Raw genomic sequence first — 22,811 nt, 5'->3', positions numbered from 1 at the left:
ACAGCCATGACCCGGTTCTAGACTTAGCCGCGGGCTTCGACGGCTTCGGCTGACTTCCGCGGACTTCCAGGGTGCTAGGGGTGGTTGACGGTGCGTAAGGCGTGGCTGCTGGCCGGTGTCTGCTTCGCGGGGATGCTCAGCTTCGTTCTGCTGCTGGTGGTGGGCACCGTCATGGTCGCCGGGAATCTCGTCAACGGCGTGGGCAAGGGAGCCGTCGGGCTGGCCAAGGGCGCGGTGCCCGCGGAGTACCAGCCGGTCGTGCAGAAATGGGGCAACCTCTGCCCGGCGATCAACCCGGCACTCCTGGCCGCGCAGTTGTACCAGGAGAGCGGGTGGAACCCGAAGGCGCAGAGCCCGGCACAGGCGCAGGGCATCGCGCAGTTCATCCCCGGGACCTGGGCGGCGCACGGCGTCGACGGGGACGGGGACGGCGTCAAGGACGTCTGGAACCCGTACGACGCGATCCCGTCGGCCGCCACGTACGACTGCAAGCTGGCCGAGTACGTGAAGGACGCGCCCGGAGATCCGACGCACAACATGCTCGCGGCCTACAACGCGGGCGCGTACGCCGTCATCAAGTACAAAGGCGTGCCGCCCTACAGCGAGACGCAGAACTACGTGAAGAACATCCAGCAGCTGGAGAAGAGCTTCGCCCGGCCGGTCGGGCGGGTCGACCCGTCGAAGCAGGCGGCGGGGGCGATCTCCTTCGCGCAGGAGCAGCTCGGCAAGGAGTACCTGTGGGGCGGGAACGGCACGCCGGAACAGGACGGCCGGTTCGACTGCTCCGGGCTGACGAAGGCGGCGTACGAGAAGGTCGGGGTCACGCTGCCACGGGTGGCCAACGACCAGTACAACGCGGGTCCGCACCCGAAGCGCGATGAGCTGCTCCCCGGGGATCTGGTGTTCTTCTCCGACGATCTGACCAATTCGCGGGCGATTCGGCATGTCGGGATCTATGTGGGTGGCGGGTACATGATCGACGCTCCCCGGCCCGGCGCCGTCATCCGTTTCGCGCCAGTCGACACACCCGACTACTTCGGGGCCACGCGCGTAACGGAAGCCGGTGCCAAGGCCCTTCCGGCGGGTGAGGTGGCTTGAACTCTCCGTTATGCCCCGCCCCTGAGCTGCGGTGATTGTGTCTCTCTTCGATAACGTCGCGGTGATCTTTCGGTGGAGAGTGGAACGTAGATGGGGGGAAGGAACGTTCCCATGGGGGATGGTGGCGTTCTCTTGACGGAACATCACCTTCCGGAGCATCACCCCGGCGACGAGGACAAGGGGCCACGGCACCATGGCTGTACTGGAGACCTCCGGGTCGAACCCCGACGTCGGGCTGCTGCGCGATATCAACGGCCTCGCCGAGAGCACCCCACGCTGGCTCGACCTGACCCTGGGGTTCGTCGGCGAGTACGGGCTGCTGGCGGCCATGGTGCTGCTGGTGCTCTGGTGCTGGATCACGGTACGGCGCGTGGCCGACCCGGAGGGGGCCGTCGCCGCCGTGCTCTGGGCGCCGCTCGCCGCGCTGGGCGCGCTGCTGGTGAACATCCCGATCCGTGGCTTCGTGGGGCGTCCACGGCCGTTCGTCGAGCAGGACGGGATCGCGGTGCTGGGCGACGAACCGTCCGGCTACTCGTTCGTCAGCGATCACGCGACCTTGGCCATGGCGCTGGGCGTCGGGCTGTTCGTCGCCCACCGGAAGTTCGGCCTGGTGGCGATCGGGCTCGCGATGGTCGAGGGCCTGCTGCGGGTGTTCCTGGGGGTGCACTACCCGACCGACGTGATCGGCGGATTCGCCCTCGGTACGGCGGTGACGCTGCTGCTCGCGCCGCTGGCGATGGCCCTGCTCACGCCGCTGACCAGGGCGGTTTCCCGGTCGCGACGGCTGGGGTGGCTGGTGCGGGCGCGGCCGGTCGCGGGGGCGGTGGAGCTGCCCGAGCCACGGGCCGCGGCGACGGCCGGGTCAGCGGGGTCGGCGGGGTCAGGCGGGAAGGACCTCGCGGCGTGACGGGGTTGGGTGGCCCAGCGGCCCAGCGGCCCAGCGGTTGAGCGGTTCAGCGCAGGGCCGGGACGAGCTGGAGGAGTACGGCCGCCAGGGCGCACAGGGCTGAGGCGCCGAACGCCAGCCTGATCGCGCTGCGACCCGCTCGGTGTGGCCGGGGCTGCCCTGGCTGCCGGGGCTGCGGAGGGTGCGCGGGCTGCGGGGGGTGGCGGGAGTGGCGGGTGTGGTCTGTGGGGTGGAGGGTCACCCGTTCAGGACAGCGTGCTTACGCCGGGTGGGCCAGCCGACGCGGGGTCGATAGGGCCGTACGGGTGAGAGCCCGCCGTCGAAACCCGCTCAGAACCCGCTCAGAACCCGCTCAGGCCCCGCTCAGATCGCCTGTGGGAAGTCGAAGAGCCGGGCCGGATCGTACCGCTTCTTCACCTCGGCCAGCCAGGGCGCCGCCGAACCGTAGTACGCGGTGCGCCAGTTGGGCAGCGTCGGGTCCGGGTAGTTCTGGTAGGCCGCGCCCGACGTGTACGGGCGCAGGGCGTCATGGGTGGTTTTCAGCCACCCCCGCGCGACGCTTCCCGGGGTCCCTGCCTCCCACGCGCCGATGTACTGCGCCAGCATCCGGCTGCGGCGGTGGACGAACGCCGTGGCGTCCGGGGCCACCCGGTTGACCGCCCCGCCGAGCGCGGTGAGCAGCATGGACCCGCTGCTGCCCGCCTCGCGTGGCATCCCCTCCAGGCGCTCCAGCTGGCCCAGCAGGGTCCGTACGCCAGCATCGGGCAGCGAGCGGTCGAAGAAGTCCGAGCGCGAGGCGTAGGTCCCACGGCGCAGTACGCCCTCGGGATCGCGACCGGGAGTGGTCCCCGGCAGGCGGCACTGGGCGTCGGTGCGGCCCGCGCAGCCCGCGTACAGGTCCATCGCCTCCAGGTAGTCGCGGCGCTCCATGATCACCCGGCTCGGCGATGAACCCACGGCGTCGGCCAGGCGGTCGACGGCGTTCTGCAGCTCGTCGTAGCCGCCGAGCGAGAACACGGTGAGGTAGTAGGTGGGCCGCGCGCCCGGCTCGGCGGCGAAGTTGAGCGAGGACCAGATCTCGTCGGGCTGGTCCGGTCCCCACCGCTGCCAGGCCGTGAGCAGCTGACGGGCCTGGCTCCAGGGCCAGTTGAGATACGCGCTGACGGCGCGGGGCGCGGGGTGCGTACGGAAGCGGAGCTCGGTCACGACGCCGAAGTTGCCGTTGCCCGCGCCCCGCAGGGCCCAGAATAGATCGCGGTGCCTGCCGCCCTTCTCGTCGTCGCACACCAGCTCCGTGCCGTCGGCCGTGACCAGGGTCGCCTGGGTGAGGCTGTCGCAGGTCAGACCGTAGGCGCGGGAGCCCACGCCATGGCCGCCGCCGAGGGTGAGGCCGGTGATGCCGACGGAGGGGCAGGTGCCCGCGGGGAGGGTGACGCCCTGGGCGGCGAGCGCGCGGTAGACGCCGATCAGCCTGGCGCCCGCGCCGATGGTGGCCGTCGAGCCTCGTACGGAGATCTTGTCCAGCGGCGATACGTCGATGATCAGGCGGCCGTCGCCTGAGGACCAGCCGGTGTACGAGTGGCCGCCGTTGCGGAGGGCCACCGGTGTCTGGGTGCGGCGGGCGAAGGCCAGGGCCGTGCGGATGTCGTCGGCGTGGGTGGCGTAGGCGACGGCGGTGGGCCGGAGGTCGTCGAAGCGGCGGTTGTACAGCTGGCGGGCGGTGTCCCAGTGGGCTTCGCCGGGGCGGACGAGGGTGCCGTCCAGGTCCTGGGCGAGGGCGGGCCAGTCGGGGGTGGGGGAGCGGGTACGGGAGCGCGTGGGGGAGCGGGCGGGGCTGGCTCCGCCTTTGGCGTCGGCTGTGGCGTCGGCTGTGGTGTCTGTCCTGGGATCGTCGTGGGTCGCGCAGGCTGAGGCGGTCAGCGCGGCGGCGGTCGCGGTGAGGAGAGAGCGGCGATCCATGGGGCTCCTGGGAGTCGGACGGCCTCAGGTGACGGACGGGTCTCAGGTGACGGACGGTCTCAGGCGGCGGTCGGGCTCGGATCGCGGTCGTGGGTCTCCGCGTCGTCGCGGGCCTTGGAGCGCGCTCGGCGGGCCGGGCCTCGCCAGCCGCAGACGCAGCGAGCGAAGCAGAAAGGGCCTAGCTCGGCCGTGGTGCTGCGGTGCTGTTCCGGGGGTGACACAGCCTCCACGGTACCCAGCCGCCGCCGTCCCTCACACCACCGCGCCCCTGGGGCGCGCGGCCCGCCCCGTGACGGCGGCCAGGACCGGTCGTTAAGCGGAACGACGACGACGGGCCCCGCGGGCAGACGGCCAGTCGGGGGAAGGCAGGCGATGGTGGTGCGGCAGCATGGGCGCGGAGGCGGTGCGGCGGTAGCCGCGGCGGCCCTGGTGATGTGGAGCACGGCGGGATGCGCCGACCGCGGGGCCGCGGCCGACGACCAGACGCCCGAGGACGCGGTGGCCGCCGTGCACCGGGTACCCGTGACGCTGGAGAGCGCGGGCAGCGCCAAGGCCCGTACGGCCATGGAGATGGCGACCGGCGGCACCCGGGTCACCATCCGGGGCCGGGGCACGTACGACTTCAAGGACCGGATGGGGCAGCTGAAGGTGACGCTGCCGCAGGAGCCGTCAGGTCAGCCCGGACAGCAGCCGATCACCGAACTGCTCGCGCCCGGAGCGCTGTACATGAAGAACCGCGGCGCCGGCGTGCCCCCGGACAAGTGGGTGCGGGTCGACACGACGACGCTGTCGGACGGCAACCTCGTCACCGGCGGGGTGACCGACCCGATGGCCGCCGCCGAGCTCCTGCGGGGCGCGCGGGCGGCGACGTACGTCGGCCGGACGAAGCTCGCCGGGACCCCCGTACGGCACTACCGGGGGACCGCCGACATCGGCCGGGCCGCGAAGGCCGCGTCGAAGCAGAACCGAGGGTCGCTGGAGGCCGCGGCGAAAGGGTTCAGCAAGCGCGACGTGGCGTTCGACGTCTACCTCGACGACGAGGGGCGGCTGCGCAAGATCCGCCACCGCTTCCACTTCACCCACAGCGGCGGACCCAGCGCGGGTGGGCGGTCGGACGAGGTGGAGGTGGCGTCGACGACGCTGCTCTACGGGTTCGGGACGCCGGTGAACGCGGAACTCCCCGCCGCGGGGGACATCTTCGCGGGCAAGATCGCTGAGGAGTGGGAAGCCGGGTAGGGGCACCGGAGCAGGGCCCCCAGGGCGGCAGTAGCGCCCGGGTGGGCCCGGTAGGGCCCGGGGAGGGCCCCGGGGTGGCTATGCGACGCGCGGAGAATAGCCCTTCCGTGCCATGCGCGTTGTGTAGACCCCTCCCTACGCTAGGAAGCGACGGTGGGGTAGGAAGAGGTGATGCGCGTGGCTGCGATGCCGAGTAAGGCGGCGGTGCACGATCACGTCGCCCTTGCCGAGATCGAGCTGTGTGGCGACTTGATCATCGCGGCGTCCGCCGCGGACGAGCGCCTCACGGATGACCGGATCGACGAGGTGCTCAGGGTCACGGACGAGCGCCAGGCGGCGGAACGAGCCTGACGCTCGACACCCGACGTTCGACGCCCGACGTCATATGGCGCGGCCCGGAACCCGCCGCGCCATATGACTGTCGCGCACCAGGTGCCGCGAGTCAGATACCGCGAGTCAGGTATCGCGTCAGGTACGCAGCAGCCGGGCGATCGCCTTCGTCGCTTCCTCGACCTTGGCGTCGATCTCGTCGCCGCCCTTGATGGAGGCGTCCGCGACGCAGTGCCGCAGGTGCTCCTCAAGCAGTTGCAGCGCGAAGGACTGCAAGGCCTTGGTGCTGGCCGAGACCTGGGTGAGTATGTCGATGCAGTAGACGTCCTCGTCGACCATCCGCTGGAGGCCACGGACCTGGCCCTCGATACGGCGCAGCCGCTTCAGGTGCTCGTCCTTCTGGTGGTGGTATCCGTGCACACCACGGTCGTGCGGGGTTTCCGTGGAGGGCGCTGGGGTCGCCGCGCCGGCCTCGGTGGTCGTCATCGCGTCCTCCTGGTGAACTGGCGAACTATCACGAATTTCATCATCTATATACCCCCCGTGGGTATATCTTAGCGGATTTACCAGCGCCACGTCGGGGTCGAATCAGGGGCCGTACGGTTCACTGTGCCTGATGCGCGACACTGGTGGGCGGCCGGTTAGTCGTGGCCGGATGATGCGCCTAGCATCAGCCTGACCGAATCCAGAGCACCCCGAGGACCCCACGTGCGCTTTCGTCTGACCCCCAGGGAGACGAGCTTCTACGACATGTTCGCCGCGTCCGCGGACAACATCGTCACGGGCTCCAAGCTCCTGATGGAACTGCTCGGGGCTGACCCCTCCGCCCGGGCCGAGATCGCGGAGCGGATGCGGGCAGCGGAACACGCCGGTGACGATGCGACTCACGCGATCTTCCACCAGCTGAACTCCTCGTTCATCACACCGTTCGACCGTGAGGACATCTATTCTCTCGCGTCGTCCCTCGACGACATCATGGACTTTATGGAGGAGGCCGTCGACCTGGTCGTCCTCTACAACATCGAGGAACTCCCCAAGGGTGTCGAACAGCAGGTCGAGGTACTGGCCAGGGCGGCCGAGCTGACCGCCGAGGCCATGCCGCACCTGCGGACGATGGACAACCTCACCGAGTACTGGATCGAGATCAACCGCCTCGAGAACCAGGCCGACCAGGTACACCGCAAGCTCCTCGCCCACCTCTTCAACGGCAAGTACGACGCCATCGAGGTGCTCAAGCTCAAGCAGATCGTCGACGTACTGGAGGAGGCGGCCGACGCGTTTGAGACCGTCGCCAACACCGTGGAGACCATCGCGGTCAAGGAGTCCTGAACCTCGTGGACACCTTTGCCCTTGTCGTGACCATCGGTGTCGCGCTCGGATTCACGTACACCAACGGCTTCCACGACTCCGCGAACGCCATCGCGACCTCGGTCTCCACCCGCGCGCTCACCCCGCGCGCCGCGCTGGCCATGGCGGCGGTTATGAACCTCGCCGGTGCCTTCCTCGGCAGCGGGATCGCCAAGACCGTCAGTGAGGGGCTGATCGAGACGCCCGAGGGCCGTAAGGGAATGTGGATTCTCTTCGCGGCGCTGGTCGGGGCGATCGCCTGGAACATGATCACCTGGTACTTCGGGCTGCCTTCGTCGTCCTCGCACGCCCTGTTCGGCGGCATGGTCGGCGCGGCGCTCGCCGGGGGAATCGACGTTATCTGGTCGGGGGTGCTCCAGAAGATCGTCATCCCGATGTTCCTGTCGCCCCTTGTGGGATTGGTCGTCGGCTATCTGGTGATGGTCGCGATCATGTGGATGTTCCGCAGATCCAATCCACACAAGGCCAAACGCGGATTCCGTATCGCCCAGACCGTCTCGGCCGCCGGAATGGCGCTCGGCCACGGTCTGCAGGACGCGCAGAAGACCATGGGCATTGTGGTGATGGCCCTGGTCATCGCCGATATCGAGAATCCGAGTGACCCGATTCCGGTCTGGGTCAAGTTCTCCTGCGCGATCATGCTCTCGCTCGGTACGTACGCGGGCGGCTGGCGGATCATGCGGACGCTCGGGCGGAAGATCATCGAACTGGACCCGCCGCAGGGCTTCGCCGCCGAGACGACCGGCGCGGGCATCATGTTCACCACCGCGTTTATGTTCCACGCGCCGATCTCGACGACGCATGTGATCACCTCGGCGATCATGGGCGTGGGGTCGACCAAGGGGTCGCGCGCGGTGCGCTGGGGTGTCGCCAAGAACATCGTCATGGGCTGGTTCATCACGATGCCCGCGGCGGCGTTCGTCGCGGCGCTCAGCTTCTGGGTCGTGAACGTCGCGTTCCTGTAGGGCTCGCGCTGCCACCGTGAACGTGAAACGGGTCCGCCCCCTCTCTTCCGAGAGGGGGCGGACCCTTTCGCCTGCACGGTGGCACCGCCATGCAGCACCGTGAGGCAGTCCTGGGAGCCGAGCGGCTCAGGTGTCAGCGGTCTAGCGGTCTGGCTCTAGCCGAAGCGGCCCGAGATGTAGTCCTCGGTCGCCTGGACGGACGGGTTGGAGAAGATTCGTTCCGTCTCGTCGATCTCGATCAGCTTGCCGGGCTGGCCGATCGCCGCGAGGTTGAAGAACGCGGTGCGGTCGGAGACACGGGCCGCCTGCTGCATGTTGTGCGTCACGATGACGATCGTGAAGCGCTCCTTCAGCTCGCCGATAAGGTCCTCGATGGCGAGGGTCGAGATCGGGTCGAGGGCCGAGCAGGGCTCGTCCATCAGCAGCACCTGCGGCTCGACCGCGATCGCGCGGGCGATGCACAGACGCTGCTGCTGGCCGCCGGAGAGGCCGGAGCCCGGCTTGTTCAGGCGGTCCTTGACCTCGTTCCAGAGGTTGGCGCCCTTCAGGGACTTCTCGACGATGTCGTTCAGCTCGTTCTTCTTGTACGAGCCGTTCAGGCGCAGGCCCGCCGCGACGTTGTCGAAGATCGACATCGTGGGGAACGGGTTGGGGCGCTGGAACACCATGCCGACGGTGCGGCGCACGTTCACCGGGTCGACCCCGGAGCCGTACAGGTCCTCGCCGTCGAGCAGGACCTTGCCCTCGACACGGCCCGAGGGGGTGACCTCGTGCATGCGGTTGAGGGTGCGCAGGAAGGTGGACTTGCCGCAGCCGGACGGGCCGATGAAGGCGGTCACGGAGCGGGGCTCCACGGTCATCGAGATGTCCTCGATGGCCTTGTGGCTGCCGTAGTAGGCGGTGAGGCCGCTGACGTCGATTCGCTTGGCCATGTGGATCACTACTTCTTTCGGGAGGTTCAGTCGCTGGGGCCCCGCGCGGCGAAGCCGTATATGTCGCTTTAGCGACCGGTCTTCGGGGCCTTCCAGCGGGCGATGCCGCGAGCCACCAGGTTCAGGATCATCACGAAACCGATGAGGGTCAGTGCCGCTGCCCAGGCACGGTCGTACGAGGCCGAGTTACCGGCCGCGTACTGCTGGTAGATGTACAGGGGCAGCGAGGACTGGGCGCCCTCGAACGGGTTCGTGTTGATGAAGTTCGTACCCCATACGACGAGCAGTACCGGCGCGGTCTCACCCGTGATGCGGGCTACCGCGAGCATGACGCCGGTCGTGATGCCGCCGATAGAGGTCGGCAGGACCACCTTGAGGATAGTCCGCCACTTCGGCACACCGAGGGCGAGCGATGCCTCACGCAGCTCGTTCGGAACGAGCTTGAGCATCTCCTCGGTGGAGCGGACGACCACCGGCATCATCAGGATCGACAGCGCCATGGCGCCTGCCCAGCCGGAGAAGTCGAAGCCCAGGATCAGGATCCAGAAGGTGAGGACGAACAGACCCGCGACGATCGACGGGATACCCGTCATCACGTCGACGAAGAAGGTGACCACCTTGGCCAGCTTCCCGCGCCCGTACTCGACGAGGTAGATCGCCGTCAGCAGACCGATCGGCACGGCGATCAGCGAGGCCAGCGCGACCTGCTGCAGGGTGCCGAGCAGCGCGTGGTAGATACCGCCACCGACTTCACGGTCACCGAGGGTGCCCATGGAGTGGGTGAGGAAGTACATGTCGAAGACCTTGGAGCCGCGTGCGACGGTCTCCCAGAGCAGCGATGCCAGCGGGATGATCGCCAGCAGGAAGGCGACCCAGACCAGCGAGGTGGCCAGCCGGTCCTTGGCCTGCCGCTGGCCCTCGACGCGCGCGGCGATGACGTACGAGGCGACGACGAAGAGCAGCGCGGCGATCATGCCCCACTGCAGGCGGCTGTGCAGACCGGCCACCATGCCGATGGCGACGGCGGTCGCGGCGGAGCCGAGGGCGACCACCAGCGGCGCCCAGCGGGGGAGGCGGGCCGCGCTCAGGGTGCTGGGGGCGGGCGTCTTGATGACGGTGTCGGTGCTCATGCGTTGGCCCCCGAGTACTCCTTGCGGCGGGCGATGATCAGGCGGGCCGCGCCGTTGACCAGCAGGGTGATGACGAAGAGCACCAGGCCGGAGGCGATCAGGGCGTCCCGGCCGAACTCGTCCGCCTCGTTGAACTTGCTGGCGATGTTCTGGGCGAAGGTACCGCCGCCCGGGTCAAGCAGCGAGGCGTTGATCAGGAAGCTCGGGGAGAGCACGGTGGCGACGGCGATCGTCTCGCCGAGCGCGCGGCCCAGGCCCAGCATGGAGGCGGAGATGACGCCGGAGCGGCCGAAGGGCAGCACCGACATGCGGATGACCTCCCAGCGCGTCGCGCCGAGTGCGAGCGCGGCCTCCTCGTGCATCTTCGGGGACTGCAGGAAGACCTCACGGCTCACGTTGGTGATGATCGGGAGGATCATGATCGCGAGCAGGATGCCGACGGTCATCAGGGAGCGCGGCGCGCCGCCCGAGTACTCGAAGATGCCGGTCCAGCCGAGGTAGTCGTCCAGCCAGCTGTAGAGGCCAACCAGGTGCGGAGCGACCACTAGGGCGCCCCACAGGCCGTACACGATGGAGGGCACCGCGGCCAGCAGGTCGATCACATAGGCGATCGGCCCGGAGAGCTTGCGCGGTGCGTAGTGGGAGATGAAGAGCGCGATCGCGACGGCGATCGGCACGGCGATCACCAGAGCGATGATCGAGCTGACGACCGTACCGAAGACCAGGACGGGGATGCCGAACTTCGGCGGCGTCGCGGCGGTGTCCCACTCGAAGGTGGTGAAGAAATTGCCCGAGTTGTCGGACAGCGCGAGGACCGTGCGGTACGTCAGGAAGGCCGCGATCGCGCCCATGATCGTGAGCAGCACGATGCCGGAGCCGCGGGAGAGTCCGAGGAAGACCCGGTCACCGGGGCGGGTGGCGCTGTTGCTCTTGCGACGGTCATCGGCCGGGGGCCTGGCGTCGGCGGGTTCGGTGGGGGGAGGTGCTTTGGTAGTCGATATGTCCATGGGGTTCTCCGGTCTGCGGAGCTCTCCGGTGGGAGAGCTCCTGGCGCTGGCGGTGCACCGGAAGGTGCGGCCGGCCCTGGTGGGGGCCGGCCGCACTCAGGGTCAGCTCAGGTTCGCGACGGTCTCGCGGACCTTGGTGATGATCTCGGTCGGGATCGGGGCGTAGTCGTTGGCCTTCAGGACGTTCTGGCCCTCTTCGCTGGCCATGTAGGTCAGGAAGGACTTGGTGGCACCGAGAGTCTCGGCCTTGTTGCCCTTCTCGCAGGCGATCTCGTACGTGACCAGGACGATCGGGTAGGCGCCGTCGGCCTTGGTCGCGTAGTCGAGCTCCATGGAGAGGTCGCTGCCCTTGCCGACGACCTTGCCGGCGGCGATGGCCGCGGAGGCGTTGTCGACGGTGGCCTCGACGGGCTCGGCCGCGCCGGTGTCCAGCTTCACCGTGGGGATGTCGTCGGAGGAGGCGTAGGACAGCTCGAAGTACGTGATCGCGCCCTCGACCTGCTTGACCTGGCCGGCCAGACCGGAGGAGCCCTGAGCGGACTGGCCGCCCTTGCCCGCCCAGGCCTTCGCGGGCTCGTAGGGCCAGGCCTTCGGGGCGGCGGTGTTCAGGTACTCGGTGAAGTTGTCCGTGGTGCCGGAGTCGTCCGAGCGGTGGAAGGACTGGACCTTGAGCTTGGGGAGGTCGGCGTCCGGGTTCAGCTTCTTGATCGCCGGGTCGTCCCAGGACTTGATCTTGTCGTTGAAGATGTTGCCCAGGGTCTCGGCGTCCAGGACCAGGTCGTCCACGCCCGGCAGGTTGTAGCCGACCGCGACCGGGCCGCCGACCATCGGGAGGTTGACGGCCTGGCTGTCCTTGCAGACCTTCTTCGACTCGGTGATCTCATCCGCGTCCAGCGCCGAGTCGGAGCCCGCGAAGGCGGTCTGACCCTGGAGGAAGGCGGTGATACCAGCGCCGGAGCCCGTCGGGTTGTAGTCGATACGGGCGTCCTTGCAGGTCGCCACGTACTCCTTGACCCAGGCGTCGATCGCGTTCTTCTGGGCGGACGACCCGGAGGCCTTGATGTCGCCCTTGGCCTCGTCACACTTGATGTTCGAGTTCGCGACGGTCTTCTCGCCGCCGTCGCCGCCGCGGGTCGTGTCGTCCGAGCCGCACGCCGTGAGGGCCAGGGCGCCGGAGACCGTGAGAGCACCGAGGGTGAGGGCCCGCCGGTTCATGCGCTGAAGCTTCACTTCGGGTGTTCCTTCCAGGAGCCGCCGTCGGTGGCGGCGTGCGTAGAGGTCGACTGCTTGGTCGTCGTCTATCTCGGGAGGCTGTGCGGGTCGCTTTGGCCGCGACGCGCACTGCGTAAGTCCGAAATTAGGCAGGAGAGGTGAAGTGGTCGACCGTCGAGAGTGAACGGAAGGTGAACCTACGCAGTCGGTGCGGTGAGGTCACGAAGAGGTTACGTGTCGTCGCGGGCGTGAGCATGTGGAAGCGGGGGCGAGCACGCGGAAGCGGGGGCGCCGGGCCTGTCGCCCGCCGCCCCCGCTTCCGTATGCCCGCTAGCGGGACAGGGTCTTTCGGGCCGAGGTGACCTGGCAGGAGTAGACGCCCTTGTCGTTGTTCGTGTACGAGGCGTTCAGCGTGACCTTGCGGTTGCCGCTGGGGGCGACCGTCGCCCGCTCGTTCCTGGTGGCGATCCGCTTGGTGGCGATCGTCGAGCTGGGGGTGGCGCCCACCTTGAAGGCCACGGAGAACGTGTAGTCGAAGGCCTGTTCGGTCGACGCGTTCTGGATGTCCACCTCGTAGCTGATACGCACGACGGCCCCCGAGCGCGAGGCGTTGCACTTCTGGCCGACGACCTCGCCGAGCGCGTTCGGGTTGTACGTGGGCGGGGCCGAGCGGGTGGGCTGCGGCGCGCCGGCTCCGCCGCTGGTCAGGCCGGAGCTGCCCCCGGTGGTGCCCGTACTGCCGCCGGTGCCTCCGGAGGTGCCGCCCGTGAGGCCGCTGCTGCCGCCCGAGCTGCCGCCGGTCACGCCGGTGCTGCCGGCGGAGCCGCCGCCGATCATGCCGTCGGGGTTGGGGGGCTTGAGGCTGGGCATGCCGGACGGGTTGAACGAGGGCGTCTTCCCGGCGTCCCCGAGCCCGCCGAAGGCCTTGTCGTTCGGGTCGTCGGTGCAGCCGGCCAGGGTGACGGCGGCCGTCAGGGCGAGTGCGGCGGCCCCGAGGGCACGGGTTCGGGCACGGCTTCGGGCACGGCTGTTTCGCGTACGGCTGGTTCGCATGGCATCCCCCGTTGCGCTGATTCCAGTTCAGCGCGGTTGAATCATTGAATCGTTGAAGAGCTTGAGAGCACAGGCAGGCTACCGGACCTCTCCCGCCCCGCTTCGAGTCTCCCGGGCACCAATACAGCATTGGTACGTTGAGCCACCGCACTTTCCTAGCGTCACCACTCGGGGGACCCATGAGCCAGCCCTGGCAGCCGCAGCCACCTCAGCAACCCAACCCGTACGGCCAGCAGCCACCGGGCCCGCCGCAGCAGCCTGGGTACGGCTACCCCGGCCCGCCGCAGCAGCAGCCCGGCTACGGCTACCCCGGCCCGCCGATGGCGCAGCAGCCAGGTCCGCCGATGCAGCCCATGCAGCCCGGTTACGCCTACCCGCCGCAGGGCTTCCAGCCGGGTTTCCCGCCGCCCGCCGCGGGCAATCCCGCCAAGGCCTTCTTCCTCGGGCTGCTGGTCTCGGTCGTCGGCTCGCTGGTGTTCGCGGGCATCCTCGTCGCCAGCTATGAGGACCTGTCCAAGGTGGGCCTCAAGCTCAGCTACGTGGGCTTCGCCCTCGCCATCGGCGCGCTCGTCGGCGCCGTGGTGGGTAAGTCGGGCGCCCGGGGCGCTTCCACGATGGTGATCGCGGGCCTGTTGGCCGCGCTCGGCACCTTCTTCGGGTACACCAACGGCCAGGTGTTCATCCTCGCCGACGCGCTCGACGCTGACATCGTGGGCGAGCTCCTGGAGGACGACCCCTTCTTCCCAGCTGAGAGCTGGTGGGAGGGGAGCCTCAAGGAAGGTATCGCCCTGCTCGGTCTGGCCGCCGCGGCGGGCGCCGCCTGCGCCACCGCCCATCTCGCGGGCAAGCGCCGGGGCTGACCCCGCGCGGCAACACGGCAGTACGGCAATACGGCAGTACAGACGACGGCGGGGCCGGGGGTAGTTACCCGCGGCCCCGCCCTCGTTCCTATACCGCTACTGCTGCTACTACTGCACGACCGTGATGCGGTCCGCCTTCGGCGGGGCGATCGGGGCCGACGCCGAGGAGTTGGCCGTCAGGTACGTCTCGAAGGCCTCCAGGTCGTCACCGCCGACCAGCGGGTTCGTGCCCTCGCCGAGCGCGGTGAAGCCGTCGCCGCCGCCCTCGAGGAACGAGTTCATCGCGACGCGGTAGGTGGCGTTCTCGTCCAGCGGCTCGCCGTTGAGCCGGATGGAGTCCGTGACGACCCGGTCCGCGCCCGTCTTCGTCAGGTCCAGCGTGTAGGTGAAGCCGTCGGAGACCTGAAGGATCTTCGGGGACTCCTCGTTCCGGCCGCTGACCTGCTGGCGCAGGGCGGTGACCAGCTGGGCGCCGGTCAGGTCGACCAGATTCACCGTGTTGCTGAAGGGCTGGACGGTGTAGGCCTCGCCGTAGGTGACCACACCGTCACCCTCGCCGCCGCTGGCCGCGAAGGTCAGGTCGGAGCGGATGCCGCCCGGGTTCATCAGGGCCAGGTCCGTGCCCTCGTCCAGGGTCCTGGCGTGGGTGAGCTGGGCGTCCGCGATCAGGTCGCCGAGCGGGGACTCGGGGGTGTTCGCGCCGCGGCCCGCGATGTCGGCCGAGATATGGCCGACAGGGCGGTTGGAGATCGGCTCGGCCAGCGTGTTCCACCGGTCTATCAGCCGGGTCATGTCGCGGGCCTTGCGCTGGTCGCGGTGCACGACGTGGTTCGCCGACTTCACGCTGGTGCGGACGATGTCCTTGGTGGCGCGGTCGTACGTCAGCGTGGTGTCCGTGTACAGACGGCCGAAGGACGCCGCCGACGTCACCGTGCGCGGGTTGCCCGCCGGGTCCGGGATGGTGCACGCGTACGCCTGGTGGGTGTGGCCGGTGACGACCGCGTCCACCTGGGGCGAGAGGTTCTTGGCGATGTCCGTGATCGGGCCGGAGATCCCGTCACCGGGGCCGGGGCTGTCGCAGTCGTAGTTGTACGAGGAGCTCGCCGGGTAGCCGCCCTCGTGGATGAGCGCGACGACGGACTTCACGCCCTTGCGCTCCAGCACCTTGGTGTACTTGTTGATCGTCTCGACCTCGTCGTGGAACTTCAGGCCCTTGATGCCCTCGGCCGACACGATGTCCGGGGTGCCCTCCAGGGTCACGCCGATGAAGCCGATCTTGACGCCGCGGTGCTTCCAGATGCTGTACGGCTTGAGGACCGGCTTGCCGCTCTTCTCGTACGTCACGTTCGCGGCGAGGAAGGGGAAGTCGGCGCCCTGGAACTTCTTGCCCTTCTCGTAGCAGCCGTCCTCGGGGTGGCAGCCGCCCCGCTGTATCCGCTTCAGCTCGTCGAGGCCCTCGTCGAACTCGTGGTTGCCGACACCGGCCACGTCCAGGCCGATCTTGTTCATCGCCTCGATGGTCGGCTCGTCGTGGAAGAGCCCCGAGATCAGCGGGCTGGCCCCGATCACGTCACCGGCCGCGGCCGTGACGCTGAACCGCTCGCCCTTGCGCGCCTTCCGCAGCGACGTCGCCAGGTACTCGACACCACCGGCGTCGATCTGCTCCTCGGTGCCGTCCTCGTGGTGGTGGGTCACCCGGCCCGAAGACCCGCTCGGCGGCTCCAGGTTGCCGTGGAAGTCGTTGAAGGACAGCAGCTGTACGTCGACCGTACGGCCGTGGTTCCTCCCCGGCCCCTTGCCTGGCCCCTTGCCGTGCCCGTGGCCCTGGCCCCTGGCCTGGCTCTTGGCCTCGGCCTCTCCGGCTCCGGCGGGCAGCGCCGCCGTCATGACGCCGGTGGCCGCGGCGAGCGCTACGGTGACCGCGATCAACCGGCCGCCGACCCGGCGCCGTTGTGGTGTCGCTGACATCAGTTCCCCTCAGTGGACAGCGAGACGACTGTCTGATTGTGCTGTTAGTGGGCCGCAGCCTATGGTCAACGCGCGTAGCGCAACAGGGGGTAACTGGTTACGAGGAGGTTGCTGGTGGAGGTCCTCCCCTGTGCGGGGCCCGGGGCTTTACGCTCAAGGGCATGACAGACGCAGCTCCCGGAGTACCCCAGCGGTCCATCGAGACCCTTGACGCGCTCACCCCCGAACAGGCCGAAGCCGTACTCGCCCTGATCGCGGAGGCCGCGCGCACCGACGGGCAGCAGGCCGTGTCCGAGCAGGGCCGGTTGCAGCTGCGCGGCGGGCCGCGGCCAGGGGTACGCCATCTGCTGCTGCACGTCGACCACGAACTGCTCGGCTACGCCCAACTGGAGGACACCGACCCGGTGGAGGCCCCGGCCGGCGAGCTGGTGGTGCACCCCGCGCGGCGTGGGCACGGACACGGACGCGCCCTGGGCACCGCCCTGCTGGCCGCGTCCGGGAAGCGGCTGCGGGTCTGGGCGCACGGCGGCCACTCGTCGGCCCGGCATCTGGCCCAGGTGCTCGGTCTGTCCCTCTTCCGTGAACTGCGGCAGATGAGGCGGCCGCTGGGCCCGGGTGAGTCGCAGCCGCTGGCCGAGCCGGTGCTCCCGCCCGGCGTCGCCGTGCGCACCTTCGTACCGGGCCAGGATGACGCGGCCTGGCTGGCCGCCAACGCCGAGGCGTTCGCCCACCATCCGGAGCAGGGCTCGCTCACCCAGCGCGACCTGGACGACCGCAAGGCCGAGCCGTGGTTCGACCCGGCCGGGTTCTTCCTCGCCGAGCGGGAGTCGGACGGCGAGCTGCTCGGCTTCCACTGGACGAAGGTGCACGAGGCGGAGCGGCTGGGTGAGGTGTACGTGCTCGGGGTCCGGCCCGGCGCGCAGGGCGGCGGCCTCGGCAAGGCGCTCACCGCGATCGGGCTGCGGCATCTGGAGAGCCAGGGCCTGCCCACCGCGATGCTGTACGTCGACGCGGACAACAAGGCGGCGGTCTCGGTCTACGAGCGGATTGGGTTCGTCACCCATGAGACGGACCTGATGTACCGCACGGAGACCTGACGCACCGCACGGAGACCTGACGTATCGCGGGGATGCCTGAGAGCCGCTCCCTGGGCTCCCGTACGTCATGTCGCCGTAACCAGTGATTCAGACAGGCTTGCGACGCTCGCGGAATGCAGCCCGACGTGCCTGAGGCAGGCTCTCGGCCCTCGCCGCCCGCGGAGGCCCGCCCCCGACCGAGGCTCGTCGGCGCGCCCGCCGACGGGCGAAGGCGGAACAATGGGTACATGAACCAGCCCTCCGCCGAAGCCCGAGCCAAGGCCCCCGCCCAGGCCACCGCCCCGACTCCGGTCCAGCACGTCCAGCCGTCCGTCGGCTCCATAGCCGCGCACCGCCCGCACACGGTGTCGGCGGCGGTGTCCGACCTGGAGCCCGACCTCGACTCGGACCTCGACGTGTACGAGGAAGACGGCGGCGTGGACGGCGACGAGCTGCCGCAGGGCCGCTTCCTGGACCGGGAGCGCAGCTGGCTGGGATTCAACGAGCGGGTACTCGAACTGGCCGAGGACCCGACCACCCCGCTCCTTGAGCGGGCGAACTTCCTGGCGATCTTCTCCAGCAACCTGGACGAGTTCTTCATGGTCCGGGTTGCGGGCCTGAAGCGGCGCATCGCGACCGGGGTCGCCACCCGTTCGGCCTCAGGGCTCCAGCCGCGTGAGGTGCTGGACCTGATCTGGACCCGGACCCGCGAGCTCATGGCGCGGCACGCCGCCTGCTTCCAGGAGGACGTGGCGCCCGCGCTGGCCGACGAGGGCATCGAGATCGTGCGCTGGCCCGACCTCACCGAGAAGGAGCAGGCCCGGCTCTTCACCCTGTTCCGGCAGCGGATCTTCCCCGTACTGACCCCGCTGGCAGTGGACCCGGCGCACCCCTTCCCGTACATCTCGGGTCTCTCCCTCAATCTGGCCGTCGTCGTCCGCAACCCGGTCACCGGGCACCAGCACTTCGCGCGGGTCAAGGTGCCGCCGCTGCTGAACCGTTTCCTGGAGGCGGCGCCCGGGCGGTACGTCCCCATCGAGGACGTGATCGCGGCCCCGGCCCACCTGGAGGAGCTGTTCCCCGGCATGGAGGTGCTCGCCCACCACATGTTCCGGGTCACCAGGAACGAGGACCTGGAGGTCGAGGAGGACGACGCCGAGAACCTGCTCCAGGCCCTGGAGAAGGAGCTCATGCGGCGCCGCTTCGGGCCGCCGGTGCGCCTGGAGGTCGAGGAGTCCATCGACCGGTACGTCCTTGACCTGCTGATCCGCGAGCTGAAGATCTCCGAGGCCGAGGTGTACCCGCTGCCTGGCCCGCTCGACCTGACCGGTCTGTTCGGCGTCTCCAGCCTGGACCGGCCCGAGCTGAAGTACCCGAAGTTCGTCGCGGGCACGCACCGGGACCTGGCCGAGGTGGAGTCGGCGTCGGCGCCGGACATCTTCGCGGCCCTGCGCGAGCGCGACGTCCTGCTGCACCACCCCTACGACAGCTTCTCCACCTCGGTGCAGGCGTTCCTGGAGCAGGCCGCCGCCGACCCCGACGTGCTGGCGATCAAGCAGACGCTGTACCGCACGTCCGGCGACTCGCCGATCGTGGACGCGTTGATAGACGCCGCCGAGTCCGGCAAGCAGGTTCTCGTCCTGGTGGAGATCAAGGCGCGCTTCGACGAGCAGGCCAACATCAAGTGGGCGCGCAAGCTGGAGGAGGCGGGCTGCCATGTCGTCTACGGCCTGGTCGGTCTGAAGACGCACTGCAAGCTGTCCCTGGTGGTCCGCCAGGAGGGCGAGACGCTGCGCCGGTACTCGCACGTCGGCACCGGCAACTACCACCCCAAGACCGCCCGGCTGTACGAGGACCTGGGGCTGCTCACCGCCGACCCGCAGGTCGGCGCCGACCTCTCCGACCTCTTCAACCGGCTGTCCGGATACTCGCGCCGTGAGACCTACCGCCGTCTCCTCGTGGCACCCAAGTCCCTGCGGGACGGCCTGGTCGCCCGGATCAACAAGGAGACCGAGCACCACCGGGCGGGCCGCCCCGCTTATGTCCGTATCAAGGTCAACTCGATGGTCGACGAGGCCGTCATCGACGCGCTGTACCGGGCGTCCCAGGCGGGCGTTTCGGTGGGCATCTGGGTGCGCGGCATCTGTGCCGTACGCCCCGGAGTCTCCGGCCTCTCCGAGAACATCCGGGTCAGGTCGGTGCTCGGCCGTTTCCTGGAGCACTCGCGGGTGTTCGCCTTCGGCAACGGCGGCGAGCCCGAGGTGTGGCTCGGCAGCGCGGACATGATGCACCGCAACCTCGACCGACGGATCGAAGCGCTGGTACGGGTCCAGGACCCGGCCCACCGCGCCGCGCTGAGCAGGCTCCTGGAGACCGGGATGTCGGACACCACCGCCTCCTGGCACCTGGGGCCCGACGGCGACTGGACCCGGCACGCGACCGACTCGGACGGCCACCCCCTGCGGAACGTACAGGAGATGCTCATTGACGCCCGGAGGCGCCGCCGTGGCTCAGCGAAACCCTGACCGCACTGCCACCGCGCGTGCCCCGGGCCCGGACCCGCTGTCGGCCTCGGCCTCGGTGTCGGCTTCGGCCCCGGTGGCGCAGGGCGCGCGGGTAGCGGGCGAGGTGCTGGCCCGCTACCTGCGGGAGCAGGCCATGGAATTCCTGCGCGCGCTGCGGCAGCACCGCGAGAGCGGCGCGGAGGAGTCCGCGGAGTCGGCCCGCGCGCTGCGCCGTGCGGCCCGCCGCATCAGCGGCACCCTGCACACCTTCCGGCCGCTGCTCGACGCCGAGTGGTCCGACCAGCTCCGCACGGAACTGGCCTGGCTGTCGGGGACGCTGGCCCGCGAGCACGGGTACGCGGCGCGGCTCGACCGGCTGGTCGGGGCGCTGCACCGGTTGTCGGGGGCGGCGGCGTTCCCCGCGCAGGCGGCCTCCGACGCCCGGCGGGGTGGCCCGCCTCCGCCGAAGGGGCAGCTGACGGTGGGCGCGGCCAAGGCGGGCGCCCTGCTGGAGCGTCAACTCACCCTCGCCAGGACCCGCGCCCACTCGGCGGCCCTCCAGGCTCTGGGCAGCTCCCGTTTCCACGCCGTCGCGGACGGGGTCGCTTTACTGGCCAGTGAGGTGCCGCTGCGCCGGGAGGCGGCCGCGCACCAGCTCACGCCGTTCGCCGCGGACGTCGAGGCCCGGCTGAACGAGGCGGTCGCCGCACTCCCGCTGGTGCGCGCCGGGCACCCGTACAACGCCGAGGCCCTCACCCATGGCCTGGCCCCCGACGAGGCCCCGGAGTCCCAGGACGCCCCCTGGCACCAGGTCCGCCTGCTGCTGCGTCTGCACCGCTACGCCCAGGAGGCGATCCGCGCCTCGGACGCCAAGACCGCCGACGTACGGCTGCTCACCGCGGGCGAGGCCCTGGACCGCCACCGCGACGCCGCCGAGGCCGCGGCCGCCGCCGCCTCGGCCGCCCGTACCCCCCGCATCGCCCCGACGACGGCCTACGCCCTCGGCGTGCTGCACGCCGACCAGCGCCACGAGGTGGAGGCGGCGCGGTACGCCTTCCAACGGGTGTGGCGGGGGGCGGGATCGGGATCGGGATCGGGATCGGCGGTGGGCACGCCATGATCCTGGCCGCTGGATGTGTGCTGTGGCGCCGCTCGGCTGACCGGGACGGCATCGAACTCGCCCTGGTCTTCCGGCCGAAGTACGGAGACTGGTCGCACCCCAAGGGCAAGCTCAAGCGCGGCGAGGACGCGCGGGACGGAGCGCTCCGGGAGGTCCTGGAGGAGACCGGGATGACGTGCGAACCCGGCCCCGAGCTGCGGACCGTCCACTACGAGGTGGAGGGCGTCCCCAAGCAGGTCCGCTACTGGGCGGCCGAGGCCATCGGCGGCAGCTTCGCGCCGAACAGTGAAGTGTCCCGGCTGCTCTGGCTCCCACCGGGCGCGGCGCGCGACCGGCTCACCCAGGTCAGGGACAAAGAGCTGGTTGACACCGCGGTCCGGCTAATCTGCCGGAACTGACGGTTCATCAGGAAAGGGTGATCTCGTGGCCTCCAGGCTCAACCCCTACATCAGTTTCGACGGCGTCGCGCGGCAGGCGATGGAGTTCTACCAGGGCGTCTTCGGCGGCACCCTGACCGTGCACACCTACGGCGACCTCGGCGGGGCGAAGGCCGGAGACGTCGCCGACAAGATCATGCACGGCGCGCTGACGACCGACAGCGGCTACACGCTGATGGGCGCCGACAACCCGCCGGACACGGAGTACAAGCCGGGAAACAACATCTCCGTGAGCGTCAGCGGGGAGGCTGGGGACGCTGACGAGCTGCGCGGCTACTGGGAGAAGCTGTCCGACGGAGGCACGGTCCTGGTCCCGCTGGACAAGCAGATGTGGGGTGACGTCTTCGGCATGTGCACGGACCGGTTCGGCGTCACCTGGATGGTGGACTTCGGAACCGCGTAGCGGCCTCCCCGGGTGGCGGAGTCGGCAGATGCGCAGGTCAGCCGTTGCGCGGCGCGCGCCTGCTGTTCCCTGTGCCGATGTGGTAGGCCCTGCTGCGCACGACGAGGGTGGCCCGACGACGCTGGAAAGCGGTGAGGACCCGTACCGGATCGGCTGGATCGGTACGGGCCCTCATGGTGCCGGTATCACTCCTTGGCCATCCCGGTGAACGCGGCCCACGCGTCCGGGGTGACGTGCAGGGTGCCCTTCTCGTGTCCCTTGGTGTCACGGATCATGACTACACCGGGGAAGTTGTCGGCGACCTCGATGCAATCCGACCCGGCTTCGTTGCTGTAACTCGACTTGTGCCAGTTCGGTACGGCGTCACTCACTGGTGGTTCTCCTCGTAGCTGTCAAGGATCTTCCGGATGAGGTCCCGGCTCCCTTGGCGGCTCAGGGCCTCGCTGCTGAGGTGATCATAGGTGTGCTGCATGCGCGCCACGTCCGCCGGTTCTTCGTAGAGCCGTCCGGTGAACGCAGCCTCAGCGTACGCACATCGGGGGCTGTCCGGCAGATCGAGCAAGGTGAGCATTCCCGTGGGGCTCGGCGCGGTGAACGGCAGTACCTGAATCAAGACGTTGTCCCGTTGGGACAGAGCTAGCAGATGCCGGAGCTGTTCCCTGTGGGCCTCCGCGTCGCCCATCGTGCGGCGTAGCCCCGCCTCGTCGATCACGGCACTGAGCCACACCGGGCTGCTCTCACGGGTGACTGCCTCCTGCCGCTCTATACGGAGCCGCAGCGCGTCGTCCACGTCGCTGTTACTGGGGTCGGTAGCGAGCATCAAGGCTCGTGCGTATGCGCGGGTCTGCATGAGGCCGGGCACGATCGGGGCGAACTGGTGGACGGCGTGCGCGGTGAGCTGGCGATCAACGAACAACTGCGCGTAGTCCCGGATGGCCTTGCGCGCGATCATCCGCGCTAGGTCGGTGATGTACGTACCGGTACCGAGTACGTCATCGAGGAACTCGGCCAACGCCACGTTGGGGGCTTCGGCGCCGCACTCGATCTGTGAGATGCGGGAGGGGGCGACGCGGACCGCGTCCGCCAAGTCCTTCTGCCGGGTCCATCCCTTGGCGATCCTGGCCCGTTCCACCATCTTCCCCAGGAACATTTCCAGGCTTTCCGAGGGGTCAATCTGCTTACGCGCTGGCATGTGCCCCCGTCATCCTTTGCCGTAGTGCATATGAACTCTCCGTCTTCACATCCA

Annotated in this window: 24 protein-coding genes; 12 read left to right on the top strand and 12 right to left on the bottom strand. The window is 69.5% G+C overall.

The genetic code is table 11. The features are described 5' to 3' along the window. The first annotated feature begins 90 nt into the window (after positions 1 to 90). Positions 91 to 1,098, top strand: a complete 1,008-nt coding sequence (locus GCN81_RS28975; RefSeq protein WP_156727512.1) for a bifunctional lytic transglycosylase/C40 family peptidase — start codon at positions 91 to 93, stop codon at positions 1,096 to 1,098. A 193-nt stretch (positions 1,099 to 1,291) separates the two neighbouring features. Then, a complete protein-coding gene (locus GCN81_RS28970; protein WP_156727511.1) occupies positions 1,292 to 2,005 on the top strand; it encodes a phosphatase PAP2 family protein in 714 nt (237 codons plus the stop codon). Between the two features lie 363 nt (positions 2,006 to 2,368). Here GCN81_RS28970 and GCN81_RS28965 read toward each other — a convergent pair whose 3' ends face one another. Next, complete coding sequence (locus tag GCN81_RS28965; protein ID WP_156727510.1) at positions 2,369 to 3,964, bottom strand: FAD-dependent oxidoreductase; 1,596 nt, start codon at positions 3,962 to 3,964, stop codon at positions 2,369 to 2,371. 59 nt (positions 3,965 to 4,023) lie between these two features. Next, positions 4,024 to 4,185, bottom strand: coding sequence for a hypothetical protein (locus tag GCN81_RS32085; protein ID WP_197287883.1), 162 nt, complete (start codon positions 4,183 to 4,185; stop codon positions 4,024 to 4,026). A gap of 151 nt (positions 4,186 to 4,336) precedes the next feature. Between GCN81_RS32085 and GCN81_RS28960 the strand changes: the two genes are divergently transcribed. Together GCN81_RS28960 and GCN81_RS28955 are read left to right on the top strand one after the other, a co-directional pair. Further along, positions 4,337 to 5,200 carry a hypothetical protein gene (locus GCN81_RS28960; RefSeq protein WP_156727509.1) on the top strand — a complete coding sequence of 288 codons (864 nt, stop codon included), beginning with the start codon at positions 4,337 to 4,339 and terminating at the stop codon, positions 5,198 to 5,200. Between the two features lie 171 nt (positions 5,201 to 5,371). Next, entirely contained in the window at positions 5,372 to 5,551 is a 180-nt protein-coding gene (locus tag GCN81_RS28955) for a hypothetical protein (protein ID WP_197287825.1), read from the top strand. Between the two features lie 117 nt (positions 5,552 to 5,668). Here the strand turns inward: GCN81_RS28955 and GCN81_RS28950 are convergent, their stop codons facing one another. Then, complete coding sequence (locus GCN81_RS28950) at positions 5,669 to 6,016, bottom strand: metal-sensitive transcriptional regulator (RefSeq protein WP_156727507.1); 348 nt, start codon at positions 6,014 to 6,016, stop codon at positions 5,669 to 5,671. Positions 6,017 to 6,238: 222 nt separating this feature from the next. On the opposite strand from GCN81_RS28950, the gene GCN81_RS28945 reads away from it, so the two are divergent. Further along, positions 6,239 to 6,859, top strand: coding sequence for a DUF47 domain-containing protein (locus tag GCN81_RS28945; RefSeq protein ID WP_156727506.1), 621 nt, complete (start codon positions 6,239 to 6,241; stop codon positions 6,857 to 6,859). Between the two features lie 5 nt (positions 6,860 to 6,864). Beyond that, entirely contained in the window at positions 6,865 to 7,863 is a 999-nt protein-coding gene (locus GCN81_RS28940; protein ID WP_156727505.1) for an inorganic phosphate transporter, read from the top strand. A 155-nt stretch (positions 7,864 to 8,018) separates the two neighbouring features. On the opposite strand, the gene pstB is transcribed toward GCN81_RS28940, so the two are convergent. From pstB to GCN81_RS32080, 5 genes are all read right to left on the bottom strand, one after another. Continuing rightward, complete coding sequence (pstB, locus tag GCN81_RS28935) at positions 8,019 to 8,795, bottom strand: phosphate ABC transporter ATP-binding protein PstB (protein WP_156727504.1); 777 nt, start codon at positions 8,793 to 8,795, stop codon at positions 8,019 to 8,021. Positions 8,796 to 8,863: 68 nt separating this feature from the next. After that, positions 8,864 to 9,925, bottom strand: coding sequence for a phosphate ABC transporter permease PstA (pstA, locus tag GCN81_RS28930; RefSeq protein WP_156727503.1), 1,062 nt, complete (start codon positions 9,923 to 9,925; stop codon positions 8,864 to 8,866). After that, positions 9,922 to 10,932 carry a phosphate ABC transporter permease subunit PstC gene (gene pstC, locus GCN81_RS28925; RefSeq protein ID WP_156727502.1) on the bottom strand — a complete coding sequence of 337 codons (1,011 nt, stop codon included), beginning with the start codon at positions 10,930 to 10,932 and terminating at the stop codon, positions 9,922 to 9,924. The genes pstA and pstC overlap by 4 nt, the downstream gene beginning before the upstream one ends. A gap of 102 nt (positions 10,933 to 11,034) precedes the next feature. After that, entirely contained in the window at positions 11,035 to 12,162 is a 1,128-nt protein-coding gene (gene pstS / locus GCN81_RS28920) for a phosphate ABC transporter substrate-binding protein PstS (RefSeq protein WP_156727501.1), read from the bottom strand. A 312-nt stretch (positions 12,163 to 12,474) separates the two neighbouring features. After that, a complete protein-coding gene (locus GCN81_RS32080) occupies positions 12,475 to 13,197 on the bottom strand; it encodes a hypothetical protein (protein WP_197287824.1) in 723 nt (240 codons plus the stop codon). A 179-nt stretch (positions 13,198 to 13,376) separates the two neighbouring features. Here GCN81_RS32080 and GCN81_RS32075 point away from each other — a divergent pair, with 179 nt between their 5' ends. Beyond that, positions 13,377 to 14,057 (top strand): hypothetical protein, encoded by a 681-nt coding sequence (locus tag GCN81_RS32075; RefSeq protein ID WP_197287823.1) that lies wholly within the window; start codon positions 13,377 to 13,379, stop codon positions 14,055 to 14,057. Positions 14,058 to 14,165: 108 nt separating this feature from the next. Here the strand turns inward: GCN81_RS32075 and GCN81_RS28905 are convergent, their stop codons facing one another. Further along, the gene (locus GCN81_RS28905; RefSeq protein ID WP_156727500.1) at positions 14,166 to 16,025 is read right to left on the bottom strand and encodes a bifunctional metallophosphatase/5'-nucleotidase; all 1,860 of its coding nucleotides are present in this window, start codon (positions 16,023 to 16,025) and stop codon (positions 14,166 to 14,168) included. Between the two features lie 161 nt (positions 16,026 to 16,186). Here GCN81_RS28905 and mshD point away from each other — a divergent pair, with 161 nt between their 5' ends. From mshD to GCN81_RS28880, 5 genes are all read left to right on the top strand, one after another. Beyond that, positions 16,187 to 17,122 carry a mycothiol synthase gene (mshD, locus tag GCN81_RS28900; RefSeq protein WP_156727499.1) on the top strand — a complete coding sequence of 312 codons (936 nt, stop codon included), beginning with the start codon at positions 16,187 to 16,189 and terminating at the stop codon, positions 17,120 to 17,122. Between the two features lie 227 nt (positions 17,123 to 17,349). Beyond that, the gene (locus GCN81_RS28895) at positions 17,350 to 19,626 is read left to right on the top strand and encodes an RNA degradosome polyphosphate kinase (protein ID WP_231627053.1); all 2,277 of its coding nucleotides are present in this window, start codon (positions 17,350 to 17,352) and stop codon (positions 19,624 to 19,626) included. Beyond that, the gene (locus GCN81_RS28890; RefSeq protein WP_407698030.1) at positions 19,607 to 20,725 is read left to right on the top strand and encodes a CHAD domain-containing protein; all 1,119 of its coding nucleotides are present in this window, start codon (positions 19,607 to 19,609) and stop codon (positions 20,723 to 20,725) included. Before GCN81_RS28895 ends, GCN81_RS28890 begins: the two co-directional genes overlap by 20 nt. Continuing rightward, positions 20,722 to 21,123: an NUDIX hydrolase gene (locus GCN81_RS28885; RefSeq protein ID WP_156727497.1), complete on the top strand. Its 402-nt coding sequence runs from the start codon at positions 20,722 to 20,724 to the stop codon at positions 21,121 to 21,123. Before GCN81_RS28890 ends, GCN81_RS28885 begins: the two co-directional genes overlap by 4 nt. Positions 21,124 to 21,148: 25 nt before the next feature. Next, positions 21,149 to 21,565, top strand: coding sequence for a VOC family protein (locus GCN81_RS28880; RefSeq protein ID WP_156727496.1), 417 nt, complete (start codon positions 21,149 to 21,151; stop codon positions 21,563 to 21,565). Between the two features lie 37 nt (positions 21,566 to 21,602). Here GCN81_RS28880 and GCN81_RS28875 read toward each other — a convergent pair whose 3' ends face one another. The 3 genes from GCN81_RS28875 to GCN81_RS28865 are packed head-to-tail and all read right to left on the bottom strand — an operon-like array spanning position 21,603 to position 22,757. After that, positions 21,603 to 21,740 carry a hypothetical protein gene (locus GCN81_RS28875; protein ID WP_156727495.1) on the bottom strand — a complete coding sequence of 46 codons (138 nt, stop codon included), beginning with the start codon at positions 21,738 to 21,740 and terminating at the stop codon, positions 21,603 to 21,605. A 10-nt stretch (positions 21,741 to 21,750) separates the two neighbouring features. Continuing rightward, complete coding sequence (locus GCN81_RS28870; protein WP_156727494.1) at positions 21,751 to 21,936, bottom strand: DUF397 domain-containing protein; 186 nt, start codon at positions 21,934 to 21,936, stop codon at positions 21,751 to 21,753. Then, positions 21,933 to 22,757: a helix-turn-helix domain-containing protein gene (locus tag GCN81_RS28865; RefSeq protein WP_156727493.1), complete on the bottom strand. Its 825-nt coding sequence runs from the start codon at positions 22,755 to 22,757 to the stop codon at positions 21,933 to 21,935. The genes GCN81_RS28870 and GCN81_RS28865 overlap by 4 nt, the downstream gene beginning before the upstream one ends. Between the last annotated feature and the right edge of the window lie 54 nt (positions 22,758 to 22,811).

It is taken from the genome of Streptomyces apocyni (assembly GCF_009739465.1).
GTDB classification, from domain to species: domain Bacteria; phylum Actinomycetota; class Actinomycetes; order Streptomycetales; family Streptomycetaceae; genus Streptomyces; species Streptomyces apocyni.
This window is presented reverse-complemented; position numbering and strand designations above follow the sequence as displayed.